The following is a 21,933-nucleotide window of genomic DNA, read 5'->3' as shown; positions in this document are numbered from 1 at the left end:
TCAATTAGCTGAGGCTTGAAGCAGCCGCCTGAGCGAGACAACGGATGTCACAAGGATAATTAACGAGAGGACAATCGTTCCCCCGGTTAAGGCGGGGACGCTGAGAATGAAATGCGACGCCGCGTAGATCAGCGTAATCATCAATTTGAACCATCCATGCATGAGTTTGCCGACAACCTCTACTGTCATGAGATAAAATAATCCGATTGTCAGCAATCCCAATAAAAGCGCAACGATCCGCCCCTTGCCTGCGTATGAGCGCGCTTTGTCATCTCCGATCGTTTGCATGACCCGGGCCTCGAAATCCATGGGTGCTTCGATACGGCTGAACGTCTGCGCGAGATCTTGCTTGGTGTATGCCAGTTCTTCCAGCAGCGCCTGACAGGACGCGCATGTCGCAAGATGATCTTCGACTTTCCTGCGTTCGTCTGGATTCAGCTCATCGTCGAGGTAGGCCGACAATTGTTCTTCCGGATGTTTGTCCATTCCCAGTCAGTCCTCCCTTCTTAATTCTTTCCGTAAGTTCATCCTGGCTGCAAACAGCCTTGACTTCACCGTTCCAAGAGGAACATCGGTCATCTTCGCGATTTCCTCATAATTATAGCCTTGGATTTCATGTAATAATAGAACTTCCCGATGACCCACGGATAGTCTGCTTAGTCCTTCTTCAATCGATACCTTCTCCAACGGGTCGGCTGCATGTTCATCCGCTATTCGCTCTTTTTGTTCGTCATTCATCCCATGCTCTGGCGCATGCGTTCGTTTTTTTAATCGGTCTTTGCAGAGATTGGCCGCAATCCGAATGATCCAGGAAGAAAAGGCAAACTCGTTATCCAAACTTGGTAAGGAATAATAGGCTTTTATAAACACCTCTTGCGAGACGTCTTCCGCATCCATTCGATCGCCTAACATCCCCGCCGCATATCGATAGACATGGCCTTTAAAACGTCGGACTAGATCCGCAAAAGCTTCCCGGTCTCCACGTTTGGCCCGATGAATGACATGCTTCAGTTCCTCGTCCACCACTCGCGCACTCATCTCCTACCGAAACGGAACCAGGAGGATTCACGTCAATTCGCTACTATCGCCGCATCGTTATCTTGAAGCTTCCTCAGCACTTCAAGCAGAATGGCGTTCAATGTTATCCATACGCCGCCGAATACGTAACCGGCAGCGACATCGCTTGGAAATTGTACGTTGAAATAAACGCGGCTAATGCCGACCAGCAAGCACACAAGAATAACAAATAGGAAAACAAACGTCCGGATTAAACTCGCGCTATAATGCCGAAGCAATAAAAAGGCGGAGAACCCGCATACCGTTATTGTGGTCAGCGTTGCTTCGCTCGGAAAAGTATTGGAGAGCTGGATGCCGGCTGCCGCCGGCCCAGCACGGTGAAACAGCATGCGCAAGCCGTCTTCAAGCAATACCCCGCCAATGACGACCCAACAAAGGAATAAAAGCTCTAAGCCTTTGTTGCGGCCTCTGAACAGAATCCAAATCGAAGTCGTAACGATAAGCGGCCCATAAAGGTAAATGGTTCCCAGCTTCGCGAATAGCTGCATTCGATCATGCCACTCGGGACCGTATGCCGTTAGGATCACGTAAGAGGTCACTTCATCGAATCGACTGAATTCATGCGCCAGAAAATCCTGAATCATCCCCAGCATCAACGAGACGAACACTACCAATAATGCGAATGAAGCCAAAACCAAGAATCTGACTTTGCCCAGCGAATTAAAATGGCGAACGCCGTCGATCAGCAAGTCCATCACCGAAGCCAGCACGCGTCGTTTGTATTTCCGGTAAAAATAAATCGCCAGCGTCAGCAAGGCAGCGGCAATGCCGAAGATAATCATATACCGGTTGACCGTCGAATGGTAAGCTTCCCATTTCGGCCCTAACACGCGGCCGAGAGAAATGAATAAACTGACCCAGAAAAGTCCGCCCGAATACGCGAAGACGGCATAGCGCCGGAATGGCATCCGAGTGACTCCGCAAAAATAGCCGATAATATGCTTTAAGCCCGGAATGAAATAAGCGATGAACAATAACTTTACTCCGTATTTCTCGAACCATGCCGTAATCCGCGACAGTTGTTCCTCGCCCAAGTGGATGCGGTGTCCGTACTTGACGATGAAAGGTTTCCCCAGACGATAACCGATCCAATAGGACAACGAGATGCTGACCGCCGCGCCAGCGCCTGCCGACAGGATACTGAGGAACCAGTTCATCTTCCCTTCATACACGTAGAGTCCGGTATAACTGAGCATCACATCGCCAGGAAGAGGTAATGCGAGTATTTCAAGGCATACGGCCAAGCCAATCATTCCGTATCCGTATTGTTCGAGCCAAGCCGTCCAATCCCACATCGATACCCCTCCTGTTCCCGTAGTTTTCTCCCAAAATAATCAGTTCATCCGGTTTCCGGCATTCGCGTTCCCGATAGCCTTGCCTTGCATCCATTCGTAGATAATCGGGATCACGACGAAGCTGTTGAGCGTGGACGTGATCATGCCCCCGATGACCACGATACCAAGCACTTGCGATATGACGGTATCGGAGCTATGCGATAGAGCCAGCGGGATCAAAGTCAGAACGGTCGTGCCCGCGGTCATGAATATCGGACGAACCCTGGAGAGACTGCCTTGCATGACGGCTTCCCGAAGTCCCATGCCTTCTTTGCGGTTTCGTTCGATTTTATCGATGAGGACGATGCCGTTCGTGACCACGATTCCCGTAAGCATCAATACGCCGATGAAAGCGGCGAGATTCCATTGGCCATGAATCGCGTACAACGCGAGCACGACGCCCGATAAAGCCAGCGGGATGCTGATCAATACGGCAAACGGCGCTTTCCACCCTTTGAAAACGAAGCTGGTAATAAGCAATACGAGCAGGATCGAAATCATGACCGCGATCGTAATTTCAATGATCATTTGCCTCACTTGTTGGGTAATCCCGCCAAGCGAATACGTGACTCCGTTCGGGAGCTTCATGGCTTTCAAGGATTGCGAGACTTCTTTCGACACTTTGCTCATATCGCTTGAAGTGATCTGAACCTGCACGACGGAGAACGGTTGACCGTCGCGTTCTTGAATGGAAGACACGGCGTCGCTTTTCTGAATCGACGCGAATTGGTCCAGGCGATACGTTTGCCCGTTGCTTCCGGATACCGTCTCGGCAGCCATCGAGGCCAATACTTGTTCCGGCGTATACACGGGTACGGAATGATCGTTCGAAGCGCCTGTCTTGACGGAATCGATATACACGTCGACCGGAATCGCGCCGGAGGACGTTGATATGTCGAAGTCTTTCGCTTTGGACGTGTAACGCGCCAACAGTTTGTTGATGTCATCCGGATTGATGCCGTATTGCTGCGCCTTAGCTTTATCCAGCGTGATCGCATATTTCGGTATGCCATTCGTAAGATCCGTTTTCCCTGTCACGCTTAGGCCTTGGATATCAACCAGCTTCGTGCGGACCTGCTGCGCTGCGTTTTCCAGCGTGGGTTGATCCGCCCCGGTCAACATGATAGTGATCGTGGAATCGTCGCCGGCGATATTCTGATTGGTTACCGTAATCGCCGAATTATTGGCCACTTGATTCAAATCGGCCTGCAATGCTGGAATGACGGTATTGACATCCTTTTTGTTTTTCAACTGGATAGACAAATTCGCCACGTTCGGCTGTTGAATGAAACCTCCGCCCTGGTCGAACACGTCGTCTGCCGTAGGCGCGAAGGTCGAGCCAAATGTAGCGGAATAGGAAGCGATTCGGGCATTGCTATGCAGGACGCTCTCCACAACCTTGACTTCCTTGTCCACCTCGGACAACGGCGTGCCTTTCGGAAGCTCCACTTTGACGGCGACTTGGCCGCTTGCCGTGCTTGGCAGCAGGCTGAATGGAAGCTGCGACGCGAATACCCCCGCGGCGACAAACAAAATCAGCGAGAGGCTGATGACGGTTTTCTTGTGTTTCAATGCCGATTGAAGGAGCGGCTTCATGAACGGTTCGAGCGTGACCGCCTTCGCCTTCGGCTCCCTCCATCCCATGAACGCGAATGCAGGAATGACGAGCATTGCCACGAGGAAGGACACCGCTAATGCAATGACGACCGACCAGGCAAATCCGGAGTAAGACGCACCGATGATACCGCCGACTAACGCAATCGGGACATACACGGCTACCGTCGTTGCCGTAGAAGCAAAAATAGCCGGAAGCATCTCGACCGCCGAAGCAGACAACACGCCTAACACCGGTTTCCCCTTGTTGTCCTGTACGCGTCTGTACATATTGTCTAAGATAACGATCGCATCGTCGACGATACGTCCCATCGCGACGATAAGACCTGATACAGTCAAGATGTTCAGCGTGACCCCCATTGATTTCAAGATCGCCGTCGTCGCAAGCAGCGAAATCGGCAGCGTGACCGCGATCAATAGCGTAGACCGTACGTTTCGGAAGAAGAACAGCACGCAGAGCATGGAGAACAGGCAGCCCAGTAACCCTTCGCGAACCAGACCCGTCAAGGAACCGTTCAGATCCTGCGCGCGGTCGGTTTGGAGCGTCATCGCGACGTCGTCGCTTTGAACAGCCGAAATGCCTGCTACGCGTTCTTTCACGTGCTTCGCTACGTCCGTAATCGTTGCGGTCGGCGTCTTAATCACATTGATCATGACGCTTGCTTGACCATTCGTTCTCGAGACGGTTTTCACATCGGTTAGGGATTGAGAAACCGAGGCAACGGCAGACAAAGGGATGCGGTTCCCATCTTTGTTCGTAATCGGCAGCATGTTCAGCTGCCTCTCCGTGAGATCCCATCCCTCTATCCGGATCGGGAACGAAGCCTTCACATTGGCTATGCTCCCTTGCAGGCTAGGTACATCCGCGGTAATCGATTTGTTGAAATCGTCCAGCGTCAAGTTATGCGCCACGAGATCTTTCATGCGCAGGACGACGACATAACCCCGACCTGCTCCGCCGACGGTTTGGACATCGGATACGCCGGGTACGGATTTCAATTGCTTGACAATATCGGTTTGCAAGGTGGATTGCAGCGTTAGATCGTCTACTTTGCTGCTATTGGCCGTTAAGCTGTAACTCAAAATGGGAAACGTGCTCGACGTTAATCGGGTTACGGCAGGTTTGTTGACCCCATCGGGCAATACGGCACCATTCAATGCCTGATTAAGCGCGCTTTCCGCTTTGTTCATATCGTAATCCATGGGGTAGTAGATATTCATCAAGACCCCGCCGTCATACGAGGTAGTCTCGAGGTCGGTTATCCCATCGGTCCGGCGGATCGCATCCTCCAGCGGTGCGGTAATATCATGCTTCACTTGATCCGCCTGGTAAGATGAAGCACGCAGCGACACCATTAAGGTGGTGTTGTTGATGCCGGGCAGGTAGTCTCTTTGCATTTGCAAGGCCGAGACGGCCCCCCAGCCCAATATAAGGACGACGCACACTAAAATGATGGTCGATCGTTGCATCACTGATTCGATAAATCGTTTCATGATTGAAGTCTCCTCTCCTGTCTATATAGGGAAAGACTTCGTTCTGGGCCGGATTGTTCATCGTCGCAAAAAAAAAAGCCCCCGTCAGAAGGCATTTCCGTTTTGAACTAGAATCAGTTTTTTTTATTCGTGTAAAAAACGGCGCAGAATCAAGGGGTATCCGAACGGATCTTCGATCGCACGCCGAAGGCTATCGAAATCCAAGAGGTCACCGACGGCGATCTCTACGCCGCGCGCTCGAAGCTCCGCCGCGTGCGCGTCGTCCTCGCGAACCAGAGCCCGTACGGGCTTGTTCTTATTGAGTAAGGTTTCAACGGCGGCACGCCCGGTGATCAGGCAGCCGATATTGCGCTTGTCATGGGAAGCCAATAAATGCCGTTGCCAATAACGCAGCTTTTCCGCTGCAGTCGTGCCGTGGCTCAGCAATTCCTGAATCGTTCCAGATACTCCGCGTTGTTCAAAGGACAACGACTTGTGGAACAATGCTTTTTTATCCCCGAAGGCGCCATACAGGCTTTGTTTCTTCAGCTTGGTTCCTTTCGATAGAATGTCGTACGAGGAAGCGGTATAGCCATGCTCCCAAAAAGTGTCCATTGCGGCATGCAGCGCAGCAGCATAATCGAGTTCCCTTGGTCTGCTCATGGCTTCTATCACAACCATTATGGAACGACTGGTCAATAACCATCGTCAGGCATGCTGCGAAGAGTCTCCGAACTGCGAATCAGCGCTAAGAAAAACAAAAAGCCCGAACCGGATTCGGGCTTCTTCGAGATCCTCGTCAACGAAACGGACGGAACGCCTTGCGGAGCTCCTCGGAGAACAGCAGCGGCACCTGCCACGCGGCGAAGTGTCCCCCCTTGGCGACCCGGTTGTAATAGAACAGCTTCGGGTATGCTTCCTTCGCCCAGCTAAGAGGGGCCTGATAGAGCTCGTCGGGAAAGACGCTGATGGCGACCGGGATATTATGTACGCCCTTGACCGAGAAGAACGGGAGCTTGTTTTCCCAATAAAGACGCGCAGCCGAGACAGGCGTGTTCGTCAGCCAATAGAGCGTGATGTTATCGAGGAAATCGTCTCGCGAAATGCCCCCGGGATGACCGAAGAATGCGCCCGATATCAGCTCCAGGCTTTTCGCGTCATGATCGAGATTGAATGCCGCGAGACCCGCCGGCGAATCCGCCAGTCCGGTCAGCGTCTGCGGGCGCCTCCCCATGATCTGGGCGTAACCGACATGCCGATAGAAGAAATCCAGCTGCATCCAGGCGTTCTTCTGTTCTTGCGTTAGATCGGGCGGCATCGGCTCCCCGTTTATGATCGCCGTTTCGTAGGCGGGAGGCACCGTGCCGGGCATGTTGCTGTGAATGGCGAACAATCCCGGAACCTGCAGCACCCCCATCGTGTCCGAGACGAGCGCGCCCCAATCGCCCCCTTGGGCCGCGTATTTCGCGTAGCCTAACCGGTTCATCAGCACCGCCCAGGCCCGGGCGATTCGAGGAACGTTCCAACCGGGCTTGGTCGGCTTGCCGGAGAAGCCGTAACCCGGCAGCGAAGGAATGACGACGTGGAACGCGTCCGAGGCCGACGCCCCGTAAGCCGTCGGCCGGGTCAGCGGATCGATGACTTTCAGCAGTTCGACGATCGAGCCGGACCACCCGTGCGTCAGTATCATCGGGATCGCTCCCTCGTGACCCGAACGCACGTGAATGAATTGAATGTCCAAGCCGTCGATTTCCGTCACGAATTGCGGGATGGCGTTCAGCCATGCTTCGAATTTGCGCCAATCGTATGCGGTTGCCCAATAGCGCGCGATGGTTTGAATCGTCTCGAGCGGCACGCCTTGCGACTGAGCCGGAGCGGTTTCCTTATCGGGCCATCTCGTCGCGGCGACGCGCCGGCGAAGGTCGGCAAGCGCCGACTCCGGAGCGAATCCGGGACGAAACGGTCGAACGGCGGTATTGTCTTTCATCGGCAATCTCCTTTTTACCCTTGGCAGCTTTTGCCTATTGATACGAGGGTAAAACCCGAATTATGCCCGATATCCGGATAGAAATCGATGAATACGGAACCCGCGAGCCGATCCGTTTGCCCCTGCTTCCTTGGATTCATTTACAAATTATTAACGAATGAATTGCGAAACTTTTCCTAATACGCCGCGTTTAACCTCGCTGGAGGTGAAAATCATGAAAAATAAACTCGTCAAAAACCTGACCTTCACTGCTGTCATCCTCTCATTGGCTATTCTTGGAACGGCGTGCGGAAGCAGCAACAACAATGCCGGCGACAATGCGGCGGTGAACGCATCGACTAACGCCGCCGGCGACAACAACGCGGCTGCCGCGAATAACGGTTCGTCTACAAACGATACCGTTTCAGAAGAAGACGCTCCTACCGAGGTATCCGGCGTATTCAACGGCCTCAATGCGGACAAGACCGTTGAAATCGAAACCGGCGTAGGTCCGATTTCCTACCAGGTCAGCGCCGAGATTGCCGACAAGGTATCTGCTTGGGAAAAAGGCACGAACATCAAGTATCAGTACAAAGAAAACACGATCACGTCAATCGATAAAGAGTAAGACTGTGGTCAACATCCATCGCACCTCCCTCGGGACGACTTGATCAGCGTCGTTCCGAGGGATTTTTTTGTTCCGAGAGCGATTTCGCTTTCTTGCTTGTCCAACCAGGTTTCCTCGTAAGCTGTCACCGTCGCATCCGCCTTTTACTCTTCGAACATAGCAAAGCCGTGAATGAACCTGGTTCATTAACGGCTTTTTGGGCGTAAGTTTCATTTCATGTAGCGATATTCCAGGAGATTCTTCAAATTCGAGATTTTCTGCAGCAGCTTCTCCCCGATATTGGTTTCCCGCACCAGCTTCCGCTCCAGTTCCTTGTCCACCAGCCTTTTTACGGACAATACGTCCGTTCCGTTACACAACACATCTTCTTTTGAAATGAATTTTTGATGGGCGACGAGCTGCATGCCGAAGGAATTAAACAACAAGGTATAGCCGGCGATGCCCGTCGTGGATTGATAAGCTTTGGAAAAACCGCCGTCGATGACGATCATTTTCCCGTTTGCTTTCACGGGGTTCTCGCCGCGAATTTCTTTCACCGGCGTATGGCCGTTAATGATATGGCCGTGATCCGGATCCATATCGAATTCCAGCAGGATTTTCCGGCACGTCTCCTCGTTTTCGCGCAAATGGTAATACGGGTTCTTTCGCTCCTTGTAGGTTTCTTTGTCTTGGATGAAGTACCGTTCAAAGGTGGTCATTTCCCGCTTGCCGAAGAGCGAGGAGCATTCCCCCGTCCAGATGTACCATACCATATCCGTCGCCAGATCCTCCGTTTCTTCCGGATGCGCGAAGGCGTAACGCAAATAATATTCGAACACATCGAGCAGCTGGCGGCCCGAATACGTCTTGTCTTCAATCTGCATGACTTCCATGTTGCCTTCGTCATCCAACGGAATGCAGCCGTGAAACAACAAATTCCCGTTGTATTTTAAATACAGGCTGCCCTTTTTCATCAGGAAATTCATATGTCTGGCCATCTTTTCGGAATGCTGCACGGAGAACAGCAGCTTCTCCATCACCTGACGTTCTTCCTCCAGCAGTCGTTCGGGCTGCTGCGGGTCGACGGTTGCGAAGCACGTATTTTCCAGCGGGTACGTTTTCCCGCCGAGCTTGATTTCGTTTTTGTCGTAATCGATCTGCTCCAGCAGCAGCCTGCTGGACATATTAAAGTAAGGGCGTCTCTTGATAATCGGGATCTCGAGCTTGAACTGGATCATGGCAATGGCTTGGTGAATTTTGGTGATCTGCAGGATTTCCTGCTCCGAACCGTTATGGTCGGTCTGCAGCTTCGGTTTAAAAACCGGATTGTCGCGATAGTATTTCTCCGCCAAGTTCAACAACGGGCGAAGGTTGATGCCGTACACGTCTTCGATGATGTCCAGATTGTCGTATCTGGCGCAGATCCGGATGATATTCGCGAGGCAGACCAAGGAACCCGCATAGGCGCCGATCCACAGGACATCATGGTTCCCCCACTGAACGTCCACGGAATGGTAGTTGATCAGCGTGTCCATGATTTTATCGGGGTCCGGCCCGCGGTCATAGATGTCTCCGACCACGTGAAGATGGTCGACGACGAGGCGCTGGGTCGTATAAGCAAGGCCGATCAGGAGCTTGTCCGCCTGGCCCAAGGAAATAATTTGCCGGTAGATTTCCTCATAATAAGGGTCCTTGTTGTTGGTCGAATCCGTCTTGTACAGAAGCTCTTCTATAATATAGACAAACTGCTCCGGCAAGGCTTTGCGCAATTTCGCGCGCGTATATTTGGAAGAGGCATTGGAGATGAGCTTCAGCATTTGTTCAATCGTTTGCCTGTACCATCGGTTCAAGGCTTGTTTATTGCACAACTCTGCTTTGACCAACTGTATTTTTTCTTCCGGATAATAAACCAACGCCGTAAAATCATTGATCTCATGCTCCGTCCACGCCTCGCGGAACAAGGCTTTGATTTTCTCCTTTACGGTACCCGAGCCGTTTCGCAGTACATGCTGAAAAGCCTGGAACTCCCCATGCAAATCGCTGACAAAATGCTCCGTTCCCTTGGGGAGGTTGGAGATCGCTTCAAGGTTGATGATTTCCGTTACGACTTTTTCTTCCGTATCGTATTCCCGGGCCAATAAATCTAGAAACTGCGCATCCATAACAGAAATCCCCCTTCAAGGAAAAGTACGCGTACTATCAGCTATTATAACTAAAATATCCCACGCTATCCTGTCCGATCGCGCCATTCGGCGCCGCAATGCAAAAAAAGCGATGGAGCCGTTCCATCGCTTTGCATCCGCAGCCTGTTCGCCCGGGGTTTATTCCTCTTTCTCCTGCTTCTGGACGAGTTCATCCTGGTCGCTGCCCCAGATGAAGTCGATGCCTGATTCATTCATCGCTTGAGCGTTTTTCTTCCGATCTTGGTTAACATGTTGCGCGGGATCCGTTATTTCCTCGTTGTTCATCTGCAATCACCCTTTCTCCAAATGATGAAACCCCAATCTGTATCTTTTCCGCGATCGGCCAATTTATGTAACGATTCCTCGTTCATAATGCCGGTTCGCCGTCGATGTGCGGCCAAGCAGCGGTAGGCGTCTCCTGCTAAAGCGAAGCGAGTACGCGGCGGATGATCGCTTGGACGAACCGGTCGTCGATCGGTTCGCGCGAAAACCAGCGGCGGTAGAAGAGCGGCCCCATCAGGGACGCGACGATCGTCGACACGTCGGCTTCTGCCGACAGATCGCCTCTGCCTATTGCGCGCTGCAGGACCTCTCGCAGCGGGGCCGTATGTCCGCGCTGAATCCGACTGTGGATCTCCGCGAACTCCGGATTGCGCTCGGCCGTGTCGACGATAGACGGCAGGACGAAGGACCAATTCGCCGTCGGCAGCAGGTGTGCGATTTCCATCAGGATCGCCGTGACGTCACCTTCGAGCGAGCCGGTGTCGGGCGTCTCCTGCTCGGCGATCATCCGTGAACAGGCGTCGATCACCAGTGCTTCGCGCGTCGGCCAGTGGCGGTAGATGGTCGTCTTCGCGACCCCGGATCGACGCGCGACTTCGTCGACGGAGAAGCTGGCCACGCCGCCCTCGCCGAGGAGTTCGAACGCGGTGGTCAGGACGGCATGTCGCGAACGTTCGACGCGTTTATTTATATTGGTCGACGGCATGCTTTCGGATTTCTTAGACGTAGTCACCATCATCCCTTCAACTAAAAGTCGTAGACTTGAATGCGTTGCCTTCGGATAAAAAGTCTTTCACATTATACCATGAGCGCATCCTCGGCGCTCGGGATCACGCCTGCTTGTATTTCTTGGACCGATATGTTACGATACGATACGGTATCGTATTGTTATATAAATTGAAAGGATGATATTTCATGGATTTTGCTTCCGTACGCATGATTACCGACGACTTGGATCGACTCGTCGTGTTTTACGAGAAGATCACGGGCGTTTTGGCGAAGCGCCCCGCGCCTGTCTTCGCCGAGTTCGTTCTGCCATCGTGCACCTTGGCGATCGGCCACTCCCAGACGGTGCAATTGTTCGGCGCCGGTTCGGCGCGCGCGGCCGACAACCGCTCCGTCATCATCGAGTTTCGCGTCCGCGACGTCGATGCCGAGTATGCGCGCTTGAAGCCGCTTGTCGCCGATTGGGTGCAGGAACCGACCACGATGCCATGGGGGAACCGCTCTGCGCTGTTTCGCGACCCCGACGGCAACCTCGTCAACCTCTTCGCTCCGGTTACCGAGGAAGCGCTCGAGCGGTTCAGCCGGCATTAACGCTTGTCGTTCGTTATCAGGGAGCGGCGTTTATTTGGTAGCTTTAATAACCGCGGATAGAAGCACGTTTTCGATGTTCGCGCCTGGAGCCCAATCTTGAATGAATTCCCGCGACTCGTCTTTCGGTTCGATGACGATAGAAATTGGGACCCCCAGACGGACAAATTCCCTAAAGTGTTTGTGTTTGCGAAGCGCACGCAGGATGTAGCCAATGCCATCAGATGGGCCAACGAGAATAACGTCCCCATTCGGCCGAGAAGCGGAAGACACTCGCTCGAAGTCAATCTCTCGCAGGTCAACGGCGGCATCGTCATCGATGTCAGCAAGATGAAGCAAATTAACCTGAATCGAAAGAAAAGCACCGCTATCGTCGGATCGGGCAACACCGTGGGCAGAATTGCCAAAACGCTTGCGCCGCTCGGCTTTATCGCGCGTTTGGCGACAGCCCTTCCGTAGGAATCGGCGGCATCACGGCCGGCGGAGGTATCGGACCGCTTCAACGGACGGTCGGCCTCGTCAGCGACAATCTGCTCGCGCTCGAGATGGTCGACGCGAAGGGCAGGGTCATTCGCGCCAGCAAGAAACGCAATTCGGATCTCCTGTGGGCCACCAAAGGCGGCGGCGGCGGCAACTTCGGCGTATACACCAAATACAAATTCAAGGTGCATGCCGCTCCGGCGAAGGCCACCGTATATCGGATCACCTGGCCATGGGAGCAGTTTCCCGAATTGCTCAAAGCTTGGCAGCGTTGGGCGCCATGCGTGGATACGAGGCTGGGCAGCGAATTTTCGATCGGTCCGAAAAAAGGCGGCAACGTCACCATGAACGGGCTCTTCCTCGGATCGAAAACGGAGGCGCTTCGCCTGCTGCGACCCATGCTCGGCGTAGGAACGCCGACGAGCAAGCTCATTCGTTTATTGGCTTACCCGAAAGTCGTGGACTTCCTCCTACCTCCCGATCCTATCCTTACGCAAAGGGAAAGCAACCAATTCTCCAGCGGTTACGGCCGACGGCCGTTCCCGGATAAAGCCATCAAGTACATGCGGCGGTTCTTGGAGCAGGTCGAAGGCGAATTCGCAGGCTTCTTCTTCCTCAACTGGGGCGGAGCGGTAAGTCGCGTAGCTCCACGGGCGACGGCGTTCTACTGGCGCAAAGCGAAATTTTATGTCGAGTGGAACAGCTCATGGGTGAAGAAATCGGATGCCGCTAAAAACATTGCCATCGCGCGCGGTTTGCGCAGGAAGCTGCAGCCTTACATCGTAGGGTCCTACATCAACGTTCCGGATCAAGGCATCAAAAATTCCGGACCGGTGTATTACGGCGCGAACTACCCTCGTCTGCGGCGGGTAAAGGCGAAATACGATCCGGGAAACGTGTTTCATAATCCGCAAAGCATCCCGCCGGCAGCCAAAAGCAAAGGCAAATAATTAGTTCCGTTGGTTATGCTTGGACTGATTGGAATTTGATTCCGCTCCTCGAATAAAATGGCTGCTGATTTTTCAGCAGCCATTCGTGATCTAGGCGCATGTTATCTCGATTTCGAACATTAGTATGCATTTATATAATGATTTACTTATATAATCAAACGTGTATAATACATAACGAACAGCCAACGGATGGAAAGGAGCGAAGACGAATATGCAAGCCATCGAAGAAGTGTCCGAATCCCTGAAGCTTCTCTCCGATAAGACCAGATTGACGATCATGGCGCTGCTCCGCCATAAAGAAATGTGCGTCTGCGATATCGTCGATTTTCTGGAAGCTTCGCAGCCGAACGTCAGCCAGCATTTGAAAAAACTAAAAACGGGCGGTCTCATCAATGAGGAACGGAGAAGCCAATGGGTGTATTATTCCTTGAACGTGGAGGACAAGCCGTATTTGAAGCAGGTTATCGATCACCTTCCTTCCATGGAGGAACGAATCAACGCGATGAAACCACAAGACTGTACCTGATTCGGGAGGAACTATGCCGGCAATTGCGTCGATTATTTTTCTTGTCACGTTAGTATTCGTTATCTGGCAGCCGAGAGGCCTCAGCATCGGCTGGTCCGCTTGCGGAGGCGCCGTCCTCGCTCTGATCTTCGGCGTCGTCAATTTTCACGACGTAGGGGACGTTACCCGAATCGTTTGGAACGCCACGCTTGCGTTCGTGGCCGTTATTCTGATCTCGCTTATACTCGATGCGATTGGTTTCTTCGAGTGGGCAGCGCTTCACATGGCTCGTTTCGCCAAAGGGAACGGCCATCTCATGTTCGTCTATGTCATCCTGCTCGGTGCCGCGGTTGCCGCATTCTTCGCAAATGACGGCGCCGCGCTCATCTTGACCCCGATCGTTCTGGCGATGGTCCGGGCGCTGAAGTTTGATGAACGCATGATTCTTCCCTTCATCATGGCAAGTGGCTTCATCTCCGATACCGCTTCGCTTCCGCTCGTCGTCAGCAACCTCGTGAATATCGTGTCCTCGGACTTCTTCGGCGTGGGATTTGCGGCGTACGCCAGTCGGATGATCGTTCCGACGCTCTTCTCGGTCGCGGCCAGCTTGCTCGTGCTCTTCCTTTTCTACCGGAGAAGCATACCGAAGCATTATAATCTGGCTCAGCTGAAGAAACCGGTCGATGCGATTAAGGATAGGCGATTATTCAAGATCTCTTGGTTCATCTTGGCCGTCCTTCTCCTCGCGTATTTAACGAGCGAGTTTATCGAGGTGCCGGTATCCGTCTTTGCGGGCGCAGCGGCACTTGTGTTCATGTTCTTTGCCAGGAGGAGCCGAGAAATCCATGCTTGGAAGCTGGTGAAAGGCGCACCGTGGACGGTGGTTGTCTTCTCGATCGGCATGTACGTCGTCGTTTATGGTCTTCGTAATGCCGGCTTGACGGATGAGCTGGGCAAGCTCTTCGAATGGACCGGCGAACAAGGATTGTTCGTCGCAACCGTAGGTTCCGGTTTCATCGCGGCCCTTCTTTCCTCCATCATGAACAACATGCCGACCGTCATGATCGATGCGCTGGCCATTCGCGGTACGAACCCGACGGGCATCATGCGCGAGGCGTTCATCTATGCGAACGTAATCGGATCCGATTTGGGTCCCAAGATTACGCCGATCGGGTCGCTCGCCACCTTGCTCTGGCTGCATGTGCTAGCCGGCAAAGGCGTGAAGATCTCTTGGGGCGCTTACTTCAAGACCGGCATTATTCTAACGGTTCCGGTGTTGTTCATAACGCTATCCGGACTTTATCTTTGGCTAATAATCGCAGGCTGATATTTCGTAAACCAACATTTCAATCGCGAAGGGGCATTTCAAAATGAGCAACAAACCGCTTGTTTATTTTCTATGTACGGGCAATTCTTGCCGCAGCCAAATCGCCGACGGCTTCCTGAACGCCCTCGGAAGCGACAAATACGAAGTGAAAAGCGCAGGGCTTGAAGCGCACGGATTGAATCCTCGTGCCGTTCTGGTCATGAATGAAGCCGGCATTGATATCAGCGGCAATAGTTCCGATGTCATCGATACGGAGACGTTAAACCGCGCAACGTACGTCATTACGCTTTGTGGGCATGCCGACGAGCATTGCCCCGTAATCATGAACAAGAAGGTTGTCAAATGGCATTGGGGCTTCGAGGATCCCGCCAAAGCGACCGGGACGGAAGAAGAGATAATGACTCGATTCCGGAACGTGCGCGACGCCATTAAAACCCGCATCGAACAATTCTTGACGCACGGCGAATAACCTCGACTTCAACGGTCAACGCATGTACCTGACCTTCGCCAACTATCCATATAGGCAGCAAAAAGCGCAACGGCTTTATTCGCCAGTTGCGCTTTTCTGCATGCGGTTAGCGTGATTCCCCAACCTTGCTTAGGCCAATCGTTTATGCTCGAATACGTGGGCCAGAATTTCTCCCGGGTTTTTGCCCGACATAAATTGATCGACGATTCCCTTCGTTGCAGCTGCATTGGACCATTTGTTCGATTCCGCCAGAACTTGAATCGCGTCGTCGAAGCTCTTGAAAAACGCGATCGACATCTCCCTTGCCGCTTTCAGTTCTTCTTCGCTCGCGCGGACGCCCGACGATTCCGGTTTCCGCTCCTGGGTTGCTTGGGATAGCGCTTTACGCAGGTCTTCGGCGCCAAGATCCGTGCAATAAGCAGGCGATCCGGGCTGCTGGCGCCAGGATTCGTCAAGCCCGCCTGCATCTACGGGATCGAAGCCTGCCTCGGCTACCAACTGGGATACGATTGCCTTCGCCGCAGCGTCATCGCCGGACACGGGCAAAGCAAAGCGGCGAGTCAGTCCCGATTGAATTTCCTCGGTCAGGTTATACCAGTTCGTGGCATTGAACGTTTTGATGACCGGATGCTTGATTTGCTGCTCGACCCAGCGGCTCTCGGGCAAACCGTTCTCGATGGGCTCGATTGCGCCGTCGCGGTGCAAAGGATAATAATTGCCGGCATCGATCACAACCGCTCCCGGAGCGATTTGATCGAGGAATGTCGCGGGCAAATCGGGAATTGCTTTCGTAGGAATAGCGATAATAATGACGTCGGCCCCTTTAGCTGCATCCTGGACCGTTGCAGGCGTTGCGCCAATCTCCTTGGCTAATTGGTGCAGCGCCGGGGATTGACTTGAATTGGCGATCGTAACCGCATGGCCTTTTCGCGTGAAAATCCGGGCTAGGCTTCCTCCGACATTCCCCGTTCCGACAATGGAAATTTTCATATTGAACGACCTTCTTTCTTAGGTTTTTTGTGCTGTTAGTCAAATATGACCGTAGTCATTGACTGAAGTCATCATACTACGGTCATATTTATTTTGTCAAATCCCCGAACATGCGTTATAGTTTAAGCGTGGGGTGAATTGGGATGCTCAAAAAAGAAACGAGCCGGCAATTGAAAGGAAAAGCGACAAAGAAAAAAATATTCGCAGTCGCGAAAGAGCTCATCCTCTCCAAGGGATATAACAACGTTACGGTCGATGAAATTTGCGAGAAATGCGAGATTTCCAAAGGGACATTCTATATCTACTATAAGTCCAAAGAGGACATCGTCAAAAAATTGTACCGGGACGATATGTCCGAATATATGGAAGAGAATTTCGGAACGTACATCCGGGAGAATAAAGAGGCTTCTCCCGCCGACAAACTTAAAACGTTTATCATGGTCGCGCTTGAATTTCCCGTCATCGTCGGCGAGGAACTTACCAAGCTCACTTATATCGTCTACCTCTCCCTTAAATCAAGCGAAGGCTCGTTCTTTTCGGACTGCATCAAACAGGAGTTGTTATTCGACACGATCGACGAGGGAAGATCGCAGTCCGTATTCAGAAAAGATCTATCCACCGAAGAAATCGTGAATTATGTTTACTCTTTCTTGACAGGCGCCTGCATCACGTGGTGTCTTTCCGAAGCCGACTACGACATCGGCAAAGAAAGCGAAAAATACGTGGACGCGCTGATCAAAGGTCTGCGAGATTGATTACACAATAAGACATCGCTGATGGATCACGGACTCGCTTGCGTTAATGAGTTCATTGGCGCCACTGATAAAAAATGGACCAAGGCGTCTCATGCGCCTTGGTCCAGCCTTTTTCCAACCCATACTTATTCCTGGCCACTACGAGTATCGACCATTCGCTTTCATTAACCCGCGTTCGTCAAGCGAATGAACGGCGGCTTCAATGAGTTGACCCGGCTTTAGTACATAGTCGCTGCCCTGCCGAAGTTCCGCGAAATGTCCATCGATATGAATATGCGCGATATCGCGATGCTTGGATACCAAGCCTTCCAGCGAGGCGTATGCATCGAGCTCGTCATTCTTGTTTCCGTCATCCAAAGCAAGTCCACCGCCCTTGTACGATCTAAGAGCATTTAGCTTACGAGCAATGCAGACCGCGATTTCTATCCGCGCAAACAAAACCGGCACCTGCCTGTCAGGGGCTTGTGCCGGCTATCCCGGGTTGTCGTGCTCCCGTACCGACCTGGCATGGGAATTGCTCCGGGTTTCCATGTGCCGATGGGACTACGGCATCGAAATCGTCGCTAGGATTTGGAGGATGCATGCGGAACGATTCGGAATACGGACCGCCCATTCGCTTTGCTCTGCTTGGAGGTCGTTCGGAGCTTCCGGACTTTCGTGATATCGGTCTTCCCGCTGCGATCCTTCCGAAAGGACAGCGTCAAAATCATTCCGCTCAGCGTGTGTACGTTTCCGTACAACCGGTCCGAGACGAAGTTGCCAAGCGAATAAGCGGCGACTCGCGTGCGAACCTTGCCGTCGACGTCTTTGATCTTGCTCGTCGTAACGGGTTGGAGAACATGGGGATGCGCGCCGATCACGGCATTAGCGCCATGCTCGAACAGCAGCCGGACAAGGCGTCGCTGCCGGTCATTCGGAGTGCGCTTGTATTCCGTTCCGAAGTGCATGCAGACGAGAACGGCATCCGTCCTTTTCTTCATCCGCCTTAGATCCGCCAGAATGCGGTCGTCTCGGATTCGATTCACGAGCCATGGGTCCGGTACCGAAAACTTATTCGTTCCGTATGTGTAGGCGAGAATGCCGAGCTTGATTCCCTTGGCGCGAACGATGAGCAGACGCCTCGATTCCTTAGGCGAACGGGCAGTGCCCGTGTGACGCAGACCGTGCCGGTCGAGCACGCGCAGCGTTCGCTTCAAGCCGGCCGGGCCTCCGTCCATGCAGTGATTGTTCGCCGTCGTCAGGACATCGAAGCCGATCTGCTTCAAGTCACGGGCGAGCGCATCCGGACAATTGAACATGGGGTTGCCAAAGCGGCTTACCCGTTCGTATTTGTAAGGTTTCCCGGCGCCTTGCGCGAACCACCGCTTTCCGGAAAAGGTCGTCTCCAGGTTGCCGATCGTCACGTCAGGCTTTCTGAGACGGGAATTGACCTTCGCGAATATCGGCCGAAACGCGTAGCTTTCCTTCTGATCGGTTCGGTTTGTACGCCTTGCCGACTCGATGATGACCCCTCGCATCAGCAGGTCGCCGACTGCCGCTACCGTAATGGTTGCCATGAGCGCTTCCCCTTTCCGAGCTGTTCTAATACTCTATTCGCAGGCAAGAAAATCGTTCAATCCCGTAAATAATCTCCGCTGGAATATAGGATTTCGAATGAGCCTGTTTATTGCATGCCGAAAGCTTTTGCAAGGAGTCGATAAGATCGTAGTCTCGCTTCAACATCATGAATCGGCGATAACAGGAGCAATTCATGGGCCTGGTACTCCTCGGCCAGCATCGTGAGTCCTTGCTTGACTTGCTCGGGATTGCCGACCACTCGTTTTGCGCGACCGGCTTTGAGCTTCTCGAGTTCGTCTTCCGTGTAAGGGTAGCGCTCGGCAGTTTCGACCGTAGGAAAGAACGGTATTTCCTTGCCCTTTGCTAGTTCCTGGTAATATAACGCTACGCTGGAATCCAGTTTCCGCGCTTCCTCTTCCGTGTCGGCGCAGATGACGATGACGGCAGCCAAGGATTGCGACTTGCTCTTCATCAAGGTAGGCTTAAATCGCTCGCGATACAACGCGGTCGCTTCAGGGCCGCCGGCAGCAAAGATGATAAAGTGGGCAAACGCGTAAGACGCGCCAACCTCGGCGGCAAGCTCGGCCGTTTTGCCGCTTGAACCAAGCAACCACAGCTCCGGCGCGGTTGGCACCGAAGGAGAAGCGACAAGCTCGGGAAAGCGATGATTGGCCGGCATGGCATCATGCAGGTAAGCCACGAGATCGCCGACCTGTCGCGAATAGTTATTTTCCGGGTCGCGCCCTTCCTGAAGAACGCTTGTCGCCAAGGGAAGACTGCCGGTTGCATGGCCGATGCCGAGATCGATTCGGCCGGGGTACAGAGCTTCCAACAGCTTAAAGTTCTCGGCAACCTTATATGCGCTGTAATGGGGCATCATAATACCGCCTGAACCAACGCGAATCCGGTTAGTATGCGAAGCGAGATAACCGATGAGCACCTCCGGGCTGGAGTGGGCGAGTCCTTTGGAGCCGTGGTGCTCGGACACCCAATATCGCGAGTACCCCATAGTGTCGGCTTCAATGGCCAACCGGGTAGTTGCGGCAAGGGTCTCGATGGCAGTATGGCCCTCTCCGACAAGAGATTGGTCTAAGATGCCAAGTTTTAACATGATGTTCACCTCGAAGTCGTTGTGGCCGAAATGTCGAAATAATTAGCTTCAGCTGTTTATTGCGGTCAAAAGCATGCCATGAGACATGCATCTTGCTATAGGGTTGCACAACTGATTATAATCGGAAACAGAATCGCTTCAATGACCAGATGGCGACGATGGGTGCATTAATGCACAAATGGCTTGACATTGCGCGAATAGCGAGGATTTTTTGGAGGATCATCATGTCTACGGCAGATAGAAGAATACTGAAGTCCCAAGAAGCAATCAAGAGCGCTCTTATCGCATTGATGACCGAAAAAAAGTTCGATCAAATCACGATCGGGGATATTTCAAGCCGGGCCAATGTTGGCCGAAGAACGATTTATCTCCATTACCTGGATAAATACGATCTTTTGGATCACATCATTTTGGAACATATCAACGAACTAAGGACTATCTGCGAAACGGCGGGAAGCGAAATGAGTTTTGCCGAGGGCGGCTCCATATGGTTTGCTTATCTAGAGCGCAAGCATGCTTTTTTTTCGTCGATGCTGCAAAGTAAAGAAGCCGCCTCCTTCCGCAGCCGTTTCTTTGCGTTTGTAATCGAACGGTTAGCGCATCATCTGAACGTAAGCGAGGGCGTAAATCAAGGCTTAAGCAAGGATGTTTTGTTGCATTTTTTTGGAAACGCGGTCGTAGGGATCGTCGAATCGTGGTTTAACGATGGGTTATCGGAACCGGCCGACGTCGTGGCCCAACAAGTCGGACGCTTGTTGGATCGGAATCTATGACTGGCAGGCTTCGATGAGGCGAACGATCACGAACCAGGACGCTTCCTTACCCCCGCCCACTAAATCCCCCCATCTCGATGAATGAAGTCAACCGAAACTCAAGCTGCTCCATCCATGCTTGCCGTTGCTTGAGCTCTCGATCGCCAAAAAATCAACAAAGCGAAAGCGGCAATGATCAGGCATACTTCATTCACGTAGCGAAACCCGATGTACTGCGCGATAAATCCGCTCCCCAAACTTCCAACTAACCTTCCGATCGTCGAGCTGTTGGCATAGAACGTCGTGGCGATTCCCGGAGCATGGGGCAGCAAGCCTGTAAAATAACTCAGTCCGTTTCCCATGACGATCGCGACGAACGTCGCCTGCAGGAGCTGTGCCGCAATCAACTCCCATGATTGGGTGGATACGCTTAGCAGCAAGAAATACAGCATGGCGATCAGGCAGCCGCCAATCATCAGCATGCGGTTGGATATTTTCCTGTTCAACGCGCCTAGCACGATCATGATGGGAATTTCCAAGCCGGCGCAAACGCTTACCGCCAGTCCAACCTCGGCATGCGTTCCCTGCAGCTCGTTCACGATGAATAATGGCGTGTTGATACTATTGACGGCATTGACGGCGAACAATAAGATAAACGCGCACATCGGTTGCCGGAACTTTTTATCGCGAAACGCCGAGATGCGCTTCGCCTTGTTCTTCCTTGTGCTCCCGTGAAGCCCGCTTGGCAGGAACAGCATGACGGAAGCGGCTATGGACAGATAAACGACGGCCGTTCCCCAAAACAGCCCTTTATAGGAGAGCGCCCCCAAAAGCAGGGCCCCGCCTAAAGGGCCAATCAAAAATCCAAACGAAACGAGAGAACGCATCGTAGAGATCGCGAGCGTCTTGTCATCGGATTTCCCGGCTTCGCATCGCGACCCTGAAATGGTGAAAAGGCTCGGCACCCGTAAGCTTGATCGCTGACAAGAACTAATTTGAAATAGAAAATAGAAGTTCTTTCACGCCATTTTGGTATCGCCTTTTATAAGCTTGGAAAAACAAAGCTGCTGCAATTGCAGTAGCTTTGTCGTGTCGTGCCTTTCAGGCTTCCCGGCTGATCCGATCGGCAGACGATCGTCCCCCTATTCGCCGAACGTTCGTACACGTCGGACATTACGCATGGATGA

21 protein-coding genes and 1 pseudogene are annotated in these 21,933 nt (G+C 52.7%); 8 read left to right on the top strand and 14 right to left on the bottom strand.

Annotation, left to right across the window (positions count from 1 at the left end; translation table 11 throughout):
• The 6 genes from GT019_RS13920 to GT019_RS13895 all read right to left on the bottom strand — a co-directional run bounded on the left by GT019_RS13920 (window position 1) and on the right by GT019_RS13895 (window position 7,485).
• Window positions 1–486: an anti-sigma factor family protein gene (locus tag GT019_RS13920; protein WP_161743780.1), complete on the bottom strand. Its 486-nt coding sequence runs from the start codon at window positions 484–486 to the stop codon at window positions 1–3.
• Between the two features lie 6 nt (window positions 487–492).
• Window positions 493–1,026, bottom strand: coding sequence for an RNA polymerase sigma factor (locus tag GT019_RS13915; protein WP_328803961.1), 534 nt, complete (start codon window positions 1,024–1,026; stop codon window positions 493–495).
• A 44-nt stretch (window positions 1,027–1,070) separates the two neighbouring features.
• On the bottom strand, window positions 1,071–2,372 hold the full coding sequence (locus tag GT019_RS13910; RefSeq protein WP_161743778.1) for a VTT domain-containing protein: 1,302 nt from the start codon (window positions 2,370–2,372) through the stop codon (window positions 1,071–1,073).
• A gap of 39 nt (window positions 2,373–2,411) precedes the next feature.
• A complete protein-coding gene (locus GT019_RS13905; RefSeq protein ID WP_161743777.1) occupies window positions 2,412–5,519 on the bottom strand; it encodes an efflux RND transporter permease subunit in 3,108 nt (1,035 codons plus the stop codon).
• A 123-nt stretch (window positions 5,520–5,642) separates the two neighbouring features.
• Window positions 5,643–6,161: an NAD(P)H-binding protein gene (locus tag GT019_RS13900; RefSeq protein ID WP_161743776.1), complete on the bottom strand. Its 519-nt coding sequence runs from the start codon at window positions 6,159–6,161 to the stop codon at window positions 5,643–5,645.
• Window positions 6,162–6,297: 136 nt separating this feature from the next.
• Complete coding sequence (locus GT019_RS13895) at window positions 6,298–7,485, bottom strand: epoxide hydrolase family protein (RefSeq protein WP_161743775.1); 1,188 nt, start codon at window positions 7,483–7,485, stop codon at window positions 6,298–6,300.
• Between the two features lie 214 nt (window positions 7,486–7,699).
• On the opposite strand from GT019_RS13895, the gene GT019_RS13890 reads away from it, so the two are divergent.
• Window positions 7,700–8,092, top strand: coding sequence for a hypothetical protein (locus GT019_RS13890; RefSeq protein ID WP_161743774.1), 393 nt, complete (start codon window positions 7,700–7,702; stop codon window positions 8,090–8,092).
• Window positions 8,093–8,301: 209 nt separating this feature from the next.
• Here the strand turns inward: GT019_RS13890 and GT019_RS13885 are convergent, their stop codons facing one another.
• From GT019_RS13885 to GT019_RS13875, 3 genes are all read right to left on the bottom strand, one after another.
• Window positions 8,302–10,233: a fructose-1,6-bisphosphatase gene (locus tag GT019_RS13885; protein ID WP_161743773.1), complete on the bottom strand. Its 1,932-nt coding sequence runs from the start codon at window positions 10,231–10,233 to the stop codon at window positions 8,302–8,304.
• A 159-nt stretch (window positions 10,234–10,392) separates the two neighbouring features.
• Window positions 10,393–10,539, bottom strand: a complete 147-nt coding sequence (locus GT019_RS13880) for a hypothetical protein (RefSeq protein ID WP_161743772.1) — start codon at window positions 10,537–10,539, stop codon at window positions 10,393–10,395.
• Between the two features lie 136 nt (window positions 10,540–10,675).
• Window positions 10,676–11,272 carry a TetR/AcrR family transcriptional regulator gene (locus GT019_RS13875; RefSeq protein WP_161743771.1) on the bottom strand — a complete coding sequence of 199 codons (597 nt, stop codon included), beginning with the start codon at window positions 11,270–11,272 and terminating at the stop codon, window positions 10,676–10,678.
• 179 nt (window positions 11,273–11,451) lie between these two features.
• Between GT019_RS13875 and GT019_RS13870 the strand changes: the two genes are divergently transcribed.
• The 5 genes and pseudogenes from GT019_RS13870 (at window position 11,452) to arsC (ending at window position 15,581) form a co-directional block, all read left to right on the top strand.
• The gene (locus tag GT019_RS13870; protein ID WP_161743770.1) at window positions 11,452–11,853 is read left to right on the top strand and encodes a VOC family protein; all 402 of its coding nucleotides are present in this window, start codon (window positions 11,452–11,454) and stop codon (window positions 11,851–11,853) included.
• A 93-nt stretch (window positions 11,854–11,946) separates the two neighbouring features.
• Window positions 11,947–13,280: pseudogene (locus tag GT019_RS13865) on the top strand (FAD-binding oxidoreductase).
• A 211-nt stretch (window positions 13,281–13,491) separates the two neighbouring features.
• Window positions 13,492–13,806, top strand: a complete 315-nt coding sequence (locus tag GT019_RS13860) for an ArsR/SmtB family transcription factor (protein WP_161743769.1) — start codon at window positions 13,492–13,494, stop codon at window positions 13,804–13,806.
• Window positions 13,807–13,819: 13 nt separating this feature from the next.
• A complete protein-coding gene (locus GT019_RS13855; protein ID WP_161743768.1) occupies window positions 13,820–15,112 on the top strand; it encodes an arsenic transporter in 1,293 nt (430 codons plus the stop codon).
• Window positions 15,113–15,155: 43 nt separating this feature from the next.
• Entirely contained in the window at window positions 15,156–15,581 is a 426-nt protein-coding gene (gene arsC / locus GT019_RS13850; protein ID WP_161743767.1) for an arsenate reductase (thioredoxin), read from the top strand.
• 129 nt (window positions 15,582–15,710) lie between these two features.
• Here arsC and GT019_RS13845 read toward each other — a convergent pair whose 3' ends face one another.
• Complete coding sequence (locus GT019_RS13845; protein ID WP_161743766.1) at window positions 15,711–16,571, bottom strand: NADPH-dependent F420 reductase; 861 nt, start codon at window positions 16,569–16,571, stop codon at window positions 15,711–15,713.
• A gap of 143 nt (window positions 16,572–16,714) precedes the next feature.
• On the opposite strand from GT019_RS13845, the gene GT019_RS13840 reads away from it, so the two are divergent.
• Window positions 16,715–17,326, top strand: coding sequence for a TetR/AcrR family transcriptional regulator (locus GT019_RS13840; protein WP_161743765.1), 612 nt, complete (start codon window positions 16,715–16,717; stop codon window positions 17,324–17,326).
• 138 nt (window positions 17,327–17,464) lie between these two features.
• On the opposite strand, the gene GT019_RS13835 is transcribed toward GT019_RS13840, so the two are convergent.
• The 3 genes from GT019_RS13835 to GT019_RS13825 form a co-directional block, all read right to left on the bottom strand.
• A complete protein-coding gene (locus GT019_RS13835) occupies window positions 17,465–17,764 on the bottom strand; it encodes a hypothetical protein (RefSeq protein WP_161743764.1) in 300 nt (99 codons plus the stop codon).
• Between the two features lie 125 nt (window positions 17,765–17,889).
• The gene (locus GT019_RS13830) at window positions 17,890–18,882 is read right to left on the bottom strand and encodes a CapA family protein (protein ID WP_161743763.1); all 993 of its coding nucleotides are present in this window, start codon (window positions 18,880–18,882) and stop codon (window positions 17,890–17,892) included.
• A 107-nt stretch (window positions 18,883–18,989) separates the two neighbouring features.
• Complete coding sequence (locus tag GT019_RS13825; RefSeq protein WP_161743762.1) at window positions 18,990–19,994, bottom strand: LLM class flavin-dependent oxidoreductase; 1,005 nt, start codon at window positions 19,992–19,994, stop codon at window positions 18,990–18,992.
• Window positions 19,995–20,218: 224 nt separating this feature from the next.
• Here GT019_RS13825 and GT019_RS13820 point away from each other — a divergent pair, with 224 nt between their 5' ends.
• Window positions 20,219–20,767 carry a TetR/AcrR family transcriptional regulator gene (locus GT019_RS13820; protein ID WP_161743761.1) on the top strand — a complete coding sequence of 183 codons (549 nt, stop codon included), beginning with the start codon at window positions 20,219–20,221 and terminating at the stop codon, window positions 20,765–20,767.
• 98 nt (window positions 20,768–20,865) lie between these two features.
• On the opposite strand, the gene GT019_RS13815 is transcribed toward GT019_RS13820, so the two are convergent.
• Window positions 20,866–21,576: an MFS transporter gene (locus GT019_RS13815; protein ID WP_235947931.1), complete on the bottom strand. Its 711-nt coding sequence runs from the start codon at window positions 21,574–21,576 to the stop codon at window positions 20,866–20,868.
• Between the last annotated feature and the right edge of the window lie 357 nt (window positions 21,577–21,933).

The organism is Paenibacillus glycinis (assembly GCF_009909185.1).
Lineage (GTDB): Bacteria > Bacillota > Bacilli > Paenibacillales > Paenibacillaceae > Paenibacillus_Z > Paenibacillus_Z glycinis.
Note: the sequence above shows the minus strand (reverse complement) of the source record. Positions and strands in the feature narration are given on the sequence as shown.